The following is a 16,307-nucleotide window of genomic DNA, read 5'->3' on the forward strand; positions in this document are numbered from 1 at the left end:
TCATACCTCTGCCCCCTTGAGGCTATAAACGTAGACGCCGGCAGCCCTGCACCATTAACCAGATTGGCACGTGTAAAGGGTTGCCAAGCGTAACGTATATAACGGGGATTCTTGACTTTGTCACTACAATGATAAACAAGCCGACCACTTTTTTCATAGCTACATATTATTTCACATTCTCCATCTTGAGCGTCCACGCATAATCGCATGGAGCTTCTCCATATTCAATGACAGGAATTGTAACCTCAATGTTTTTGCCTTTTTGCTTCCAAAGCAATGTCTTATTCAAACCTAACATCGAGATTCTTGTATTGTTAGTAGATTGTATGTTTTTCAACACGAACTTCCCGCTTTTCAAGACGGGCAGGATGGCATACACATCCCCCTTGGCGGACTGGGTGAAGAAGGCTTCCTTCACAGCCTGCCCTTTTTCCGGACATACGGTCTGAGCCAAGATGGCATCGCCGCTAACGTAATACTTACCTTTTTTCAATCCCTCTCTTGCACCTGCCGACCATTGGAAACTCTCTCTCCACTTATGCGTATCGTAAATGGCTTCACCGTTCACAGCCAGCCATTTGCCCATTTGCAGCAGACGTTCCTGCATGACGGGAGGTATCTTTCCGTTGACGTCCGGAGCGATGCCCAACAACAGGTTGCCACCTCTGGCAACAATGTTAGTCAAAGTCAGCACCAGACCCTTGGGCGAGGAATAGTCCTCAATATCTTCATTCCGGTTCAATCCGAAAGAGAAGCCAATGCCTCTACATTCCTCCCAAGGTTTTTCCACGTCCAAGTCGGATGTGCTATATTCCGAGGTGAAGAAATCCCCATGCACATGCTTCATGCCTTTGGCCCACCGGTCGTTGACCACCACTTTGTCCTTTACGTCCGTTGCCGAATACAGCCATGCCAGAAAGTCCTTTATTTTATAAATATCTTCCGAGTATCCGCCATTTCCGTCCGACCAAAGCAAGTCCGGCTTGTAATTGGTAACCAGCTCCTTACACTGCGGAAACAGATGCTCCTTCACATAGCAGTCCATTCTTCCGCGCATACACAGCGGACTGTCCCACTCTATCATGGAATAATACAGCCCTACTCTCAGTCCCTTGCCGCGGACAGCTTCCGTAAACTCTCCCACAAGGTCTCTTCCGGGACCGATATCCATACTGTTCCAAGGCCGTCCGAAATCTCGTGAAGCCTCCTTGCTTGGCCACAGTGCATAGCCGTCGTGATGCTTTGTGGTAAGCACCACATACTTGGCTCCTGCTTTCTCAAACAGTTCCGCCCATTGTACAGGGTTGTAGTCCAAGGCTTTGAACATGGCTGCAAAATCGGCATAGCTCTTCTCTCCATACATTTTTTTGTGATATTCATATACCTCATCCCCCTTAAAATCCCCGTTTCCAAAGAGATCCTTTTTGTCTGCCCAATGCTTGTACCATTCGGCATACGTGCCTTTCGGCGACCATGCAGGCACAGAGTACAGTCCCCAATGGATAAATATCCCGAACTTGGCATTACCGAACCATGACGGCACAGGACGGCTGTCCAATGACTCCCAGGTGGGTTGATACACTTTTTCTTGCGCTTTCATCATCAGGACAAATGCCAGCATGATGGACAAACTAATCACTTTCTTCATTTTCTATACATTGTTATTGACATGAACCAAAAGTCGGGGCTGATTCATATTCCCCCATCTAATTGAAAAGATTTATTACCATTAAAACATTCTTTTGCAACTAACTGATTATCAAGGCAAACGAAATAGGTTGATTCAGTCGTATACAGAGTCTATCTCAGTCGTATACTTAGGGTATCTCAGTATACGACTGAGATACCCTGAATATAGGAGTCATCTTCCGACGCATTACATTTGTAAAAACTTATCATCTTCTTTTCAATTCTTCTATCTCTTTTTGTTGCTTAATGATGTACAGCGTCAGCTCTTCTATTTTCTGCAACAGCACCTTATTCATATCATGTTGCGAATAGCCCTCTTCCGCCACTTGGGCAGCCGACGGAACATCCGGAAGATGTTCGTTTTCAGCAATGAAAGATTCCACTTCTTTCAACGGTTTCAGGTTGTAGTTGCGCGAAAAGACAAAGTCCGCCCAAGTTGACTTCGGAGCAATGGCATAGTCCTCGGAAAGGATGCCTTTATAGACAAACATGCCGTACTTATTTTTCAGCTCTTCCCGTATTTGGGCAGCCTGTACTTCCGTAATTCCTACATACAGATTACGCTGTACCGGGTCTATGTAGAAACAGCTACGCTTGTTCGTACCCAAGAGGAAACCATGATTGGAAAAAGTTCCGATCCATGTACAGGTAGAATCACTATTCACTCCTACAAGGGTCTCCACATTCTTTTGCTTTAAAAAGATGGCTCCTCCGATATTCAATTTATGAGGATTACTGACTGAGCCAATCCGCACTTTTCCCTCCGTAGTAATCAAAAGATTGGGGGCATCGTCCGCTTTCACTTGGCCGTTTCCCCAAAAGCCAATCGACCCTGTACTTCCAATGCGCAGCATCTTGTTATTCGGATTATCAATAGTGGGATCGTCGTTTCTCCCGATGCCCATGCTTGTCCAGAATTTCTGATTAAAGAGAACATCATCGTACATATAGATACGCTTCGCTCTCACAGATTGAATGTGCAGGCCTTGAAAGTCCACATTAGACGTAATGCTTGTTTTTCCGCTGGCAGCCACCAAGTCAAGGGTCGTTTCAGTACCCGGAGTCAGGCTTCTGGCAGAAAGTCCTTCTGCTCCAACCCATCCTTCCACTCCGACCGTTAATTGAGAAATATTGCTGATGATACTACTCAAACGGCTTGGATCCGACGTGCTTCCCGGTCTCAAAAATCCCCATTTACCACCTCCATTTACAAATCCGCGGCAAATGGAGCCGGATGTAAAACCTATGCCTGTATAGCTATCTCCTGTGGCTAATGACAAGTTAGCAATCCACTCCGGCTTACCGGCTTCACCGAAACCTCGCCACATGTTATAATACGTCTGTGCATTCACACCGGAATAAAATCCGCATATCAAACAAATAAATAAAATATGTCTTTTCATCGTTTTTCAGTTTTAAAATTATACTTCATCTAATTTTTGTCAAAAACAACATAATATCCTCCAAACTATTCAACCTTTCTTTTCCTTAAACTATCCGAAAAGGTAATAGCTTCCAAACGGGTATGATGCCAATTATTGCGGGCATTATCAGCGGGCAGTTGCGGAGAGATCTGTATCTGATGAATAGAACCGACAAACTTGTTTGTACAAGCCTCCGAACTTCCTCCCACTACTATTTTATCCATATTGCCTACAAATGCAGAAAAAGGCAAATAAGCATATCCTCTTGCATAGGAACTATCAACAGGTGTTGGAGTTTCTCTTCTAAACTTCCATATGATATCTTGAGGTATTATTTTTTCATAATTCAAACTTGGGCAACTCACCCTCATAATTGTAGTTTCCTCTTTATATCCTTTATAATATTTCCGTTTGCCAAGTTTTACCGCCTCAATCGTCACTTCAACCTCCTTTCCTTGAAAGGTTTTCCCGGCAGGTGGTGCAATCTGCATATTCAAATAGTCTGTTCCTTCCTTCACCATGTGGTACCTAAGACTTCCATTAGACAAATAATCCATAGATAGAAAGTTATCCTCGTCTCCCGACATCCGTATTATAGTCTGATCGTAAGATGCAGCTTGTGGAGTAATCCTCAAAGCCATCGCTCCAGATTCCATACGAGTAGGAATAATTTGATTAGGAATCCGCTTTAACGATGAAAAGTCCGCAACATAACAATCTTCAAACACCGGTGAAGATGGTTGAAAATTCCATATGCCTGAAGGCGAAAAATCATTGGCAGCATCTACATCCACAGAAACAGTATGATTTTCAGCCTGATTAAACTTTACTCCATAGAAAACTGCATTCTTAACCCTTGTCTCAAGAACAATCGGAATATCTGCAAAATCTTTTAAAGAAATAATCTTTGTCGGCTCCTTATCAGAACATGCCTTCAAATACATTAGCAAAGCACTTTTTGTTGTCCCGACTACTCCTCCCGAAACAAAAGAAACCGCTTCATAGTCATCAGAAACATTATGCGTACCGGCTACCGAACTACCAAACACACCTCCTAAATAAGCACCTAATCCATGAGCAGTTCCTTGCTCATAAGCAAACATGCGTATAAGCACGTAACTGTTCAATTGAGCCAGCGTTTTATTTCTCGGATCATCTGTTATATCCCCCAAGATAAATGGGAAAAATTCGGCATCAATAGCAAAAGCGTTCTTTAAAGAAAATTTAGGCATCTGGGTAACAGTTACTTCCGGAGAAGCGGCAGGACTCAATGAATAAAATGTTTTTTCGGAAGTCGCTTTCAGCCCCGCCAGTTTCCCATATTTTGAAGTAGCCAACGAAATTCCCGGATTACGCCCCTCTTCATGCCGCATCTTTGAGGACGCATAAAAAAAGAAAGGGTCTTGCGAATTTCTTCCTGTATGAAATTTAGTATGATACACAGGAGTAGCAATATTGATACATCCAAAGTCATCCGCTTGTGGATTTGTACTATTATCCAAAAAAGGCGTACCCGGCTTTAAATAATACCAGTCTTTCCCATTGTTTGAAATTACAAGTTCTGTTCTTTGCTTTTTTTCTATATCCGGATAGCCTTCTACACCATACATAGTTGCCAGCCCCATCCAAATGTCTTTTTCAAATCCCGGCAAACGGAATGGTTGCATACTATAAGGTTCCCATTGCTTTGTTGAATAATCTAAGACAACATTATAATCTACACTTTTAGATGTAATCTGTCCTCCCAATTCAGTTATAGTATTTCTGCGAAAACGTTTTCTGGGATCGGTAGCAAATGGGGGAACTTCACCCGGCTTCAAAGCAGACCTGCGTGAATTTACACGAGAAGTAAAATAATATTTCCCCCGATGCTTCATCCAATTCATGTGGGTATCTGCATTAATATTCTTGAAGGTCAGTACCTTTTGTTTCTGTTTACGGTCGCTTTTCATAGCCGTAAATCCGGACAATACGCCTGTTGATGTAAAACTACGATCCATCTCATAAGCCCCCAGAAACCTATATTGAAATTCACGCTGAGGCATATATATTAATTTTATAGGTTTAGAAGTCCCCCCATCATCATAGATACCTAAACTTTCAATATCGACAGCCACAAGATTAGTATTCTGATAACCAGCTTGATAAGTGGGAGTGATTTTTTCATCAGCCGTTTTACCGGCAGCATTATACCAATATAGCCCAAGATTTGGACGCGTCCATGAAGAAAGATTGGAAGTAGTATTAGTAAAGACCATCACACCGACCCTTGAAGGAGGAGTAGGAGAAAAAATCAGAAAACTGGAGAAATAAACCGAGACATTACCTGCCCCGTCAACCATGGCATTAGGCATCCCATTCTCCAGACGTTCTTCCCAAGGATATCGTTTAGGATCGGGTGATAATAAATGGCTCCCCCCATTATATTTCGAGGGAGGATTTATATATACATCTTCGGTCGAATAAGAGAACAAGGCAGGATTTATGGCAGCGAAATTCCTATCTTGTGCAAACGACAAAGATGTTATACCCCAAAGACCTATTATTAGCAGTTTTTTCATAAGCACATCTGTTTTAGATTTAACATTTACAAAATCAAGTTCCCATTAATATGATCCTCCTCCTTCCCGTATAAATTTAGTTATCAGTTGACAGTATAACTTATCAGCTAAAATTAGCCCGCAGCCGAAGCATACATTCAAGTACGCCTAGTTCTCATGAAATAATTAATAAATAAAATTAATTCCATCCCGGATTATTTCCCGTAATATATGGATTACCTTCCACTTCATCGACAGGAATAGGCATCCATTCATTCTTCCCTTCTACGAAACCTAAATATTCGGACGTATTATATTGCTTGAAGTTAGGATCTGAAAGTTCCAATTCATGGAAACGCGAAGCAACTTTGCCCCAACGAAGTAAATCATAAAAGCGGTGTCCTTCACCTGTTAATTCAAGAATCCTCTCATGCTCAATGCCCTTCATGTCAACAAATGGCAATGCAGGCATATTAACACTTTTACGTGCACGCACTTCGTTCACAGCTTGCAAAGGCGTCAACTTTCCCTGTTTCCCTCCCGAAAGTACAGCTTCTGCATACATCAGCAGTACATCGGCATAACGAATATATGTGTAATTCATACCATTGGCCCGAAGATTACCAATCCACATGTTATTTCCCGGATTTTTAGTAGGTAATGTCCAGTCCAATCCTTTACGGCAAGCAGATTTATATTTTCCGGCCTGAGGGCTGACAATAGCAAATCCTTTTACTTCGACACCGTTTTCAATCTTTGTATAATACTCATTAAATCTTTTATTGTCAAAAACCAACACTTTATCACCGGATTTTGCATGAATTTCAGGAGCTGTATCATCAAAGACCAGCGTACCAAACATACGGGAATCAGTTTTACCGTCATTATCTTTGGAAGCAACAAATGCATCATATACCCATTGATGAACTACGTGAGCATTGTTGGATATTAATGAAGGTGGCTGTGTTCCACGCGGGTCTCTCCACACGCCACTATTCGATACTCCGGGATTAAATCCGGTGTTCACCGGATCACCCAAAAACTGAAATTCCAAAATAGATTCATCATTATTTTCGGTAGCAACCTTGAAATTATCATTGTAATCATCAACTAATTTATAAATTCCATAATCTCCCCTGATTATTTCGTCAAAACATTCAGCTGCTTCGTCATAATAAGTAACCGAGGAATTTCCATAATATTTTTCAACTCCACTACGATACAGATAGGCTTTACCCAGCATAGCAGCGGCAGAAGCCCCCGTAACACGTCCTATATTGTCACCTTTCCAAAAACCTTTCTTTGGTAACAACTCTTTTGCTTTTTTCAAATCGGAAATAATGAAATTCCATGTATCTTCCGGAACTGATTGGGGCTTGTAATCTTTTGACGATTTAGGGAAGTGTTCCATCAAAGGAATATTGCGATAATTGAGGAACAAATACCAGTGGGCAAAAGCCCGCAATAAATACGCCTCACCCAAATAAGCATTTTTCAGAGCCACATTAGAGAAGTCCACATTGGGAATAACTTCAATCATTTGGCAAGCTTGAGAAGCAGCGGTATAGAACATTGCATAAGAATCGACCACTGAACTTAAAGACGAAGTCAATGCCGGGCAGTATTGCCCCACAAGTTCTACACAATCACTTTCTTCATCGCCGCGATTTACCAAAATTCGGGTAACATTGCATCCTAAGGCACGAGGAGTAGTGAGATAAGAATAAATCCCTTTAACTCCTTTGTCTATGTTTTCAGGGGTATTATAAAAAGAGGCTACATCTTGTTGGTTAGGATTAACAGCAAGTTTATCAAAAATATCATCACAAGAATTTAGCGATAAGCTAATTATTGCCAATGCCAAAACTTTCAAATTACTACATTTTTTCATGGCTATTTGTTATTAAATAAACTAAGGTTTTACAGTCTTTCCCTAAACCACTTTTTAAATAGAACATAGTAGAAACGCCTACCATATTCGGCAAACAGAACGTTTATTGTTGGACCGTAAAACCTTAGTTTACAATTTATATCTTAAAAACTACCGTAAATCTATTCCGGCAGAATTTAATCCCGGACCTCCTCCGGCTGTATATCCGCGACTTTCTCCACTACTCCATGGCGATATCCAGAAAGCATATAAATCACCATTAGTCAGATAGAACTTCAAATGTATCTTCTTTCCTTTTAAAGTAGTTAAGTCTTTCTGATTCTTCCACGTTACAAGTTGCTTGGTAGAGTTCTCTTTTCGCATAACAACGCAATCTTTCACGCCAAAGCCTTCAATAGGCATTCCCTGTTCATCCAAGACTTCTACTGCAAGTTTACCAGCCCTTACATCTGCATTTACAAACAAATATTTACCATCAAAAGACAATGTTTCTGTTGTCAAATATCCCTCCTTCTTACCGGCATGCATAGATACAAAGCCATCTCGACGCAGAGTGGCCAAACCAGTTGAAGTATGACTATCCCACATGATCTTACTTAATCTGCGACCACTTGCATAAAAATAAAGAGAGTCGCCTACAATCAGAGGAACACCATTGACAGATTGCATATTACCCCAGTTCCATGCTCCATCCGTTTCATTCACATTCATAAAAGGCTGATGAGTAGGACGGGAGAAATGGAAGCCATCACGACTGTATCCCAAAGAAATAATATTCCGTTTTTGAATACCGTCACGCTCGCATACACGATTTTCAGGCCCTGCCCATGCTGAATAGAACCCCAACATGATACTTTCATAAGGGATTGCATCGAAATTATATATACCCGGTTCTACTTCCGGATACTTTTCATGGCGCAACTCTTTATCATCCGGTGTAAACCAATATACAATAAACTTATCATCAGCATCTTTACGGGTTCTATGTGCCAAACTGACTAACATTTCAGGGTCGCTATGTTCAATATAATAACGTGAACGACTTGACACAGGCGTACCAGCACGCATACTTAACGCCCATTTCCGGGTGAACGGATTATAGAAAGCAGTAGTGCGGTCTCCTTGGTCTCCCGATTGTGCCACACCTCTGCTCCAATGAATACCATCTGCCGAATATTTCAAAACCACCTGCCAACGGCGGTCACCGGGACGACGTTCTATATTAAAGAATTTCCAACGTTTTGAAGGATCTTTTTCCTCACGATCCAACCATACTGTGGCAGCATCACGATTACAAGTATCCACAATATTTGTTCCGGGAACTATATCCTGATTCACCTTTTCCCAATGTTTCCCATCTGTTGACTCCGCATAGCAGGTATAGAAAGTCTGCTTTTCATCTTTATGAATAGACCCTGCACCGGCCAGATACCACATCTTATATTTTCCATCTTTATCATCATACCAAATACCGTCACTGAACGGAGCGGCATATAAAGCACCTTGAATCGTTTTTTCCCATTCTTTATCCGGTTCCAATACAGGGTTTCCGGCATAGTAATTAGGAGTATGATATACACTTTCCAAGTTTGTTTCTTTAACCAAGAAGTTATCAACAAATAGCTGACGCCCTGTGTTGATCGGAATCACTGTCGGTTTACTATCCAAATATGGCACCGGCATCTCTTTACGGACAGTCGGCGCCGGACGCCGAGGCGGCCACTGTTCAGGAAGTGTAATACCATTATGTAAAGTTTGGGCAAATGTCAAAGTTGCTCCTCCCCAAAAAAGTAAGCTCAATAAAGTTTTTCGCATAAAAATCATTATATTAAATAAATAAGTAAGTGAAAGAGGGTTTCCCCTCTTTCATTCATAAATTTAATTCCAACCCGGATTATTCTCCGTAATATACGGATTGCCTTCTACTTCATCAATAGGAATAGGTAACCATTCGTCACGTCCTTTTTGGAATCCCAAATAAGCAGATGTGTTATACTGCTTAAAATTAGGATCAATAGCATCCAATTCCGCAAATCGTTCGGCAACTTTCCCCCATCTGAGAAGATCATAGAAACGGTGTCCTTCTTGAGTAAGTTCCAAGATGCGTTCATGTTCGATGGCCGCCATATCCACAGACGCTAATGCAGGCATGTTCACACTTGGACGAGCACGAACTTCATTCACTGCTTCCAAAGCTGTAAGTTTACCTTGTTTTCCACCAGAAACAACAGCTTCTGCATACATCAACAATACATCTGCATAACGGATATACGTATAATTCAAACCATTGGCACGAAGATTGCCAATCCACATATTATTACCGGGATTTTTACTTGGAAGAGTCCAATCAATATTCTTACGGCAAGCTGACTTATAATTACCTGCTTGACTACTAACAATGGCAAAGCCTTTAGTCACTACCCCACCCTTCTCTGCATAGTAATAGTCATTAAATGATCTTCCGTCAAAAACAGTAACCTTATCACCTTGCTTTGCATGGATTTCAGCAGCGGTGTCATCAAAGATCAAAGTCCCAAACATGCGTGAATCGGTTTTTCCATTCTTATCTTTAGAAGCAACAAAAGTATCATACACCCATTGATGGATAACGTGGGCATTATTGGAGATCAATGAAGGAGGTTGATTGCCGCGCGGATCTCTCCATACACCACTTTCAGGCATACCCGGATTGAACCCTGTATTAACTGCATCTCCCAAAAATTGAAACTCTAAGATAGATTCATCGTTATTCTCAGTAGCTACTCTAAAGTTGTCATTGTAATTCGCCATCAATTTATAATCACCATGATCACCCTTGATTATTTCGTCAAAGCAGGCAGCAGCTTCATCATAATAAGTAGTTGACGAGTTTCCATAATATTTTTCTATTCCGCTACGATACAGATAAGCCTTACCTAACAAAGCTGTAGCAGCAGCACTCGTTACGCGCCCTATATTATCACCGGTCCAAAAGCCTTTCTTAGGCAACAGTTCTTTTGCTTTTTTCAAATCGGAGATAATAAAATCCCATGTATCTTCCGGAGCCGATTGCGGCTTATAATCTTTAGAGGATTTGGGAAAATGCTCCATCAGAGGAATATTACGGAAATTCAAGAACAGGAACCAATGAGAGAAAGCCCGCAGAAAATAGGCTTCACCTAAATAGGCATTTTTCAACTTTTCATTAGAAAACTCCACGTCCGGAATTACTTCAATCATTTGACATGCTTGTGAAGCTGCCGTATAAAACAACTGATAGGGCTGGACAATCGTGTACCAAGAAGAAGTCAATGAAGCATTATATTGCCCGGGAACTCCATAATCTGTACGATCGCTACTTTCATCTCCACGATTAGCCATAAGACGAGTAGCTGAAACGCCCATAGCACGAGGAGTTGTTATATAAGAATAAATTCCCACTACACCCTTGTTTATATTCTCCGGTGTATTATAGAAAGAACTCACATCCTGTTGATTCGGATTAACTGCAAGCTTCTCAAAAATATCATCACATGAACTTAATGACACTCCTATTACTGCCAATGCCCAAATAATCAGTTTATTATATTTTCTCATATTATAACTTTTTAGAAGGTTAAATTAAAGCCAAAATTGTAAACTCTTGCATTTACCTTTGGAGCATCTTGATATAGACCATCTATGCCTCTATCAAAAAGAGTATTGCTACTAACTTCCGGATCATACAAAGAGTAGTTAGTGATAGTAAACAGATTCTGAACACCTGCAAATAAACGTGCAGACTCAATAAAACCTGTTTTCTTCAAAAGTTTTTTATCAAAAGTATAACCTATTTGCAAATTCTTGCAACGGAAATAAGAACCATCCTCAATGTAGAAGCTGCTCGGCAAAGAATTACCACCATTAAAATTGTCAGTCTTTGCTATTGGTAAAGAAGTGTTCGTATTAGAAGGCGTCCATGAATTCATGGCATTTACCAATGTATTATTATCATAGTTGAAGTAAATTTGATACTTAGCAGCAGCAAATATATCATTCCCCTGCGTGCCTTGGAAGAAAGCTGTCAAATCCCAATTCTTATAGCCAACATTTACATTCAACCCATAAGTAAAGTCCGGAGTAGGATTTCCAAGCACCTGTTTATCTGTTTCACTGACTTCACCAGCAGGTTTACCTTTACCATCAGCACTTTCAAACAAGAAATCACCCTTATCGCTAAGTCCAACTACTTTATATCCATAGAAAGATCCAATAGGCAATCCTTCTTTTGTAATAGTGGGGCGATCTGCAAACTTAGAACTCATCAAATTTCCACGAATAGGTTGTACTCCTTCTCCTAATTTACGTACTTTGTTATCCAAGAAAGAGATATTTCCCTGTACATCTACACTCCATTTGTCCCATGCCTTGCGATAACCCAAAGTAAACTCCCAGCCTTTATTTTCCACAGATGCAGTGTTATAATAAGGAAGATCACCATCATTAATAATAATTGTTTGTCCTGAAGAAGGAAGAGATTCCAATGGAGCCAACAAGTCATTATTACGTCTCATAAAATATTCTGCCGTAAAATTCAAGGCATTATCCAAAAATCCCATTTCAATAGCAATATTCGATGAAACAGCCGTCTCCCATGTTAGGTTGGTTTGAGCTAAACGGGTTACATACCCATACTGACGCTTGTTATTAAAGATTGTTGGAACAGGTCCGTAAGCCAATGACAGGAAAGAATAAGGGTCTATAAAGTTAGCTCCCAATTCACCATAACTACCACGAATTTTCAACTTTGACATCCAGGGTACTTTAAAAAACTCTTCTTGATGAATATTCCAACCTACTGATACAGAAGGGAAGTAACCAACTCTATTACCTTTAGCAAACTTTGAAGATTCATCACTACGAATACTCAATGACAGTAAATAACGATTTTTATAATCATAATTCAAACGAGCAAAGAAAGAAAGTAGGGCAGAATTCAATTCATTGGAACCAACTGTACCTGCACCATTATAAGTCGTTACAGCAGGAGCACCCAAATCGCTCACACCGCTATCAATAGACATAGTACGGTAAAATTCCCGCATCCAGCTGGTACCTAAAAGTACGTCAAAAGTATGACCGCCAAATGTTCCATTATAGGTTAGCAAATTATCAATTGTATAATTGAAACTTTCTCCTCTTGATTCTGACAAAGAAGTATAGGGCTGGCTAAAATTAGAATTAGGAGTTCCATTTTCATCCCAATAGGAAGCAAAAGCCGGAGTATGTGTATATCCATGAGTGTTCAAATAACTTCCGGCTAAATTCAATTTATACTTGATTCCTTTCCAAATATCTACCCCGATACTCAAACTTCCAGTTATATCTGTTTTTTTCGTATAATTATCACGAGCATAAATAGAAGCCAACGGATTGGTAATATCCGACTGGGTAATTGAATAACCATCCAAAAGAGGTGTAGAGACATAACGTCCCAATTCGTCTTTTACAGGAATTGTAGGTAACATAATGCTACGTCCTGCCGGAGGTGATTGTTTACTGGTATGCGCAATAGAAAGGTTTTCCGTTATTGTGAAACGTCCTTTTTTATAAGTACCATTAACACGTGCATTATATTTTTCATAATTAGACTGGATGATAATACCATCTTGATTAGCGTAACCGATACTCGTGCTAAACGTTGAGTTTTCACCACCTCCAGAGATAGCCGCACTCAAGTTCCACATTGCAGCATTTTGATAATATAAATCTTGCCAATCTGTACTTAGATTCGGATTGGTAGGATTCACATTCTGCGGAGCACGATCAAAAGCTGGGCTGTTATCAGCTACCTGATTGGCAAAAGTTCTCCATTGTTCAGCATTCATAAAATCCAGCATCTTTGTAGGAGTTTGGTAGGAAAAAGAACCATTGATTTCTACAACAGTTTTACCACTCTTCCCACTTTTTGTAGTAACCAACACAACACCATTAGATGCACGCGATCCATATATAGCAGCAGCGGAAGCATCTTTCAATATTTCAATAGATGAAATATCATTAGGATTCAGTGAATTAATACCGTTGTTACTTACTGCACCATCTATTATATACAGAGGTTCAGTAGAGCCAAAAGTACCCGCACCACGTATCAATATACTAACATCTGCACCTGCTTCACCACCATTCTGCAAAACTTCAACGCCCGGCGTACGTCCTTGGAGAGCCGAAGTTACATTAGAAGTAACTAACTTATTAATTTCTTTCGCTGAAACAGAAGCTACTGACGCAGTCATACTTGATTTTTTCTGTACACCATAGCCAACGACTACTACTTCGTCCAATTGCTCGGAATCTTCAACCAGAGTAATTTTTATTGTTGTTTTATTGCCAATTGATACTTCTTGTGTTTTATAACCAATATAGCTAAAAACCAAAGTTGCTCCAGCAGATACAGATAAGGAGTATTCTCCATCAAGATTCGTAATAGTACCATTGGAAGTCCCTTTTTCTAAAACAGAGGCTCCAATTACGGGTTCATTGTTGGCATCGATCACCGTTCCGGTAATCGTCTTTTGCTGTGCCAGTGCTATCATAGATACACACAAACAAAATAGTGTCAATAGATACTGCTTCATAGAATTAAAATTTGAATTATAAATAGGTAATTAAGATTAACTAAAGTATTTCCTTACATAAGGTATAACTACGTATCATCATGCGCGGAATGTGGAAAGGCCCCTTGAATATATTGCCCTTAGCCGGCTGTGCCACCGTACCGTCACGATGAAGATAGCCATACCATTCGCCATATTCTTTGTCGGGGAAATGAGCATAAGTCCAGTCACTAATCTGTCGGTGCATATCAAGGTATTTTTCGTCACAAGTAGCTTGATAAGCGTAAAGAGTAGCAATAATGGCTTCCGTCTGCGGCCACCAGAACTTCATATCTTGAGAATAGTCTTGTACGGGGAAATTACGGCAATCGCGGAAGTTGATGATACCGCCATATTCCTTATCCCATCCCCATTCCCAAGACCATTCGAGAATCCGGATTCCCATCTGAACCAGATCCTTATCCCAATGTCGGTGTTTGGCTTCTTCGAGAATAAACCACGCTGTTTCTATGCAATGTCCCGGATTGATGATACGACCGTTGCAAGTGTCAATGAGTTCTCCGTCAGGCCCTACCATTTCGAGCAATGCCTTAAATTCGGGATGCATAAAATAGCGACGGATAGCAGCAATGGATTCATTGATTTGAGTGTCGAGTATCGGATCGGAAATGGCTGCCCGAATACGGGAAGCTGTATTGATGAGAATCATGGTTATGGAATGCCCGCGGGCCTGCAATGTAGGCAGGTATTTGGGTTCCAACAAACCGGGGGTGGCAAGATTTCTCAATATTCTCTTAAAAAGATCCAATGCCTTTTCCGCATAAGTCCTATCACCTGAGGCAAGAGCATATTCCGACATCGCAATAGCTGCAAAACACTCAGAGAACACGTAACGACGTTTGCGAAGCGGCAATCCTTCTTCGGTCACCTCGAAAAACATACGGCCATCTTTGTCAAAACAATGCTTCTCCATAAAGTCTATACAACTTCTGGAAGCCGCCAGCCAATCGGGATTCTGCTCTATCTGATTATAAGCATAAGCAGCTATAAAACCGAAACGCCCTTGAAACCATACGGATTTAGTGGTGTCCATCAAACGACCGTCACGATCAAGGCAGGTATAGACCCCTCCATTTTTATGATCGAGACCGTATCGCATCCAGAACGGCATGATATTATTCACAAAGTCCTCTTTATAGGATGCTGCCCAAGTTTGTAAATAATCTGTCACATTCATCTTTTACTGAATTTAGAATTTATTGCAACGGCTAAAAAAATCAATCGCTTCAAGTTCGGCTTTCATACGCTGTTCTTCCTCGTCAGTCATATTCTGGAAAGGAGTGCGGTTCTTGCCCAAGTCAAGCCCGATGAGCTTCATTATACGTTTACCCCCCACAATGTTGCCGCGGAAATGACAGATTACGTTAATGACCTCCTGAGAGAAATTCTGACGTTCGCGTGCCAATGCAAGATCACCGGCTTTCCAAGCCTCGATAATACCCACAAGTTCTTTACCGTTATAGTTGGTAGTGCCGCCGATACCGCCCTGTGCACCTCCCATAGCAAGACAAGGAAGAATTGTTTCGTCTTGCCCATGAAGCATGTCATACTTGCCGTCCTTGTACAAACGGCACTGGTTGTACTCGTACAGGCTCTCGAAAGTGTATTTGATTCCGGCGAAGTTAGGCACCCGGCCGTCAACAGCTTCCAGCAAACCCACCATAGAAAGGAAAGCGCCATTGAATGCCGGAATATGATAATAATAGAAAGGCAGAGAAGGGGCACCGGCAGCAATTTCCTCGATATACTTCACCAACTCTTCGATGCGGCCGATCTTCGGGAAAGGAGGAGCCATAGCGCCAATGCCCCATGCTCCGATCTTCTGAGCATGCTCAGCAAGCATACGGCTTGCCTTTACACAGCAACTGCCCACATGCACAATCACCTTAAAGCCCTTGGGAGCCACCGACACCCAGCGTTCCGCCAGCTTCATGCGCTCTTCTTCGGTGAGCATATAGCCCTCTCCGGAAGAACCGTTGATGAACACACCTTGAAGACCATTCTTCTGTAACATCTTTGCATACGCCTCAATCGGCTCGTAATTCACTTCGCCATTTTCATAGAACGGGGTGAAAGGGGCATCAATTAATCCGATAATTTTTTCCATAATTCTCTTTATTAGATTGTT

Annotated in this window: 9 protein-coding genes; all 9 read right to left on the bottom strand. The window is 41.2% G+C overall.

Annotated features, from left to right (window positions below):
- Positions 1-166: 166 nt before the first annotated feature.
- The 9 genes from NQ546_RS13205 to NQ546_RS13245 all read right to left on the bottom strand — a co-directional run bounded on the left by NQ546_RS13205 (position 167) and on the right by NQ546_RS13245 (position 16,286).
- Complete coding sequence (locus tag NQ546_RS13205) at positions 167-1,648, bottom strand: alpha-L-fucosidase (RefSeq protein WP_004290624.1); 1,482 nt, start codon at positions 1,646-1,648, stop codon at positions 167-169.
- Positions 1,649-1,895: 247 nt separating this feature from the next.
- Positions 1,896-3,092 (bottom strand): hypothetical protein, encoded by a 1,197-nt coding sequence (locus tag NQ546_RS13210; RefSeq protein ID WP_039953263.1) that lies wholly within the window; start codon positions 3,090-3,092, stop codon positions 1,896-1,898.
- A 65-nt stretch (positions 3,093-3,157) separates the two neighbouring features.
- The gene (locus tag NQ546_RS13215; RefSeq protein ID WP_004290622.1) at positions 3,158-5,674 is read right to left on the bottom strand and encodes a hypothetical protein; all 2,517 of its coding nucleotides are present in this window, start codon (positions 5,672-5,674) and stop codon (positions 3,158-3,160) included.
- 178 nt (positions 5,675-5,852) lie between these two features.
- Positions 5,853-7,544, bottom strand: a complete 1,692-nt coding sequence (locus NQ546_RS13220) for a RagB/SusD family nutrient uptake outer membrane protein (RefSeq protein WP_004290621.1) — start codon at positions 7,542-7,544, stop codon at positions 5,853-5,855.
- A gap of 150 nt (positions 7,545-7,694) precedes the next feature.
- Entirely contained in the window at positions 7,695-9,359 is a 1,665-nt protein-coding gene (locus NQ546_RS13225) for a glycoside hydrolase family protein (RefSeq protein ID WP_115615945.1), read from the bottom strand.
- Between the two features lie 63 nt (positions 9,360-9,422).
- Positions 9,423-11,120 (bottom strand): RagB/SusD family nutrient uptake outer membrane protein, encoded by a 1,698-nt coding sequence (locus NQ546_RS13230; protein ID WP_004290619.1) that lies wholly within the window; start codon positions 11,118-11,120, stop codon positions 9,423-9,425.
- Between the two features lie 11 nt (positions 11,121-11,131).
- A complete protein-coding gene (locus NQ546_RS13235) occupies positions 11,132-14,140 on the bottom strand; it encodes a SusC/RagA family TonB-linked outer membrane protein (RefSeq protein WP_115615918.1) in 3,009 nt (1,002 codons plus the stop codon).
- Between the two features lie 40 nt (positions 14,141-14,180).
- A complete protein-coding gene (locus NQ546_RS13240) occupies positions 14,181-15,356 on the bottom strand; it encodes an AGE family epimerase/isomerase (RefSeq protein ID WP_004290617.1) in 1,176 nt (391 codons plus the stop codon).
- Between the two features lie 12 nt (positions 15,357-15,368).
- Positions 15,369-16,286, bottom strand: coding sequence for a dihydrodipicolinate synthase family protein (locus NQ546_RS13245; RefSeq protein ID WP_004290616.1), 918 nt, complete (start codon positions 16,284-16,286; stop codon positions 15,369-15,371).
- Positions 16,287-16,307: the final 21 nt, after the last annotated feature.

It is taken from the genome of Bacteroides eggerthii (genome assembly GCF_025146565.1).
Classification (GTDB): domain Bacteria; phylum Bacteroidota; class Bacteroidia; order Bacteroidales; family Bacteroidaceae; genus Bacteroides; species Bacteroides eggerthii.

Coding starts and splice junctions, on each gene's coding strand:
- NQ546_RS13210 (WP_039953263.1), bottom strand. CDS start 3,092: ATGAAAAGACATATTTTATTTATTTGTTTGATATGCGGATTTTATTCC.
- NQ546_RS13235 (WP_115615918.1), bottom strand. CDS start 14,140: ATGAAGCAGTATCTATTGACACTATTTTGTTTGTGTGTATCTATGATA.
- NQ546_RS13240 (WP_004290617.1), bottom strand. CDS start 15,356: ATGAATGTGACAGATTATTTACAAACTTGGGCAGCATCCTATAAAGAG.
- NQ546_RS13215 (WP_004290622.1), bottom strand. CDS start 5,674: ATGAAAAAACTGCTAATAATAGGTCTTTGGGGTATAACATCTTTGTCG.
- NQ546_RS13245 (WP_004290616.1), bottom strand. CDS start 16,286: ATGGAAAAAATTATCGGATTAATTGATGCCCCTTTCACCCCGTTCTAT.
- NQ546_RS13205 (WP_004290624.1), bottom strand. CDS start 1,648: ATGAAGAAAGTGATTAGTTTGTCCATCATGCTGGCATTTGTCCTGATG.
- NQ546_RS13220 (WP_004290621.1), bottom strand. CDS start 7,544: ATGAAAAAATGTAGTAATTTGAAAGTTTTGGCATTGGCAATAATTAGC.
- NQ546_RS13225 (WP_115615945.1), bottom strand. CDS start 9,359: ATGCGAAAAACTTTATTGAGCTTACTTTTTTGGGGAGGAGCAACTTTG.
- NQ546_RS13230 (WP_004290619.1), bottom strand. CDS start 11,120: ATGAGAAAATATAATAAACTGATTATTTGGGCATTGGCAGTAATAGGA.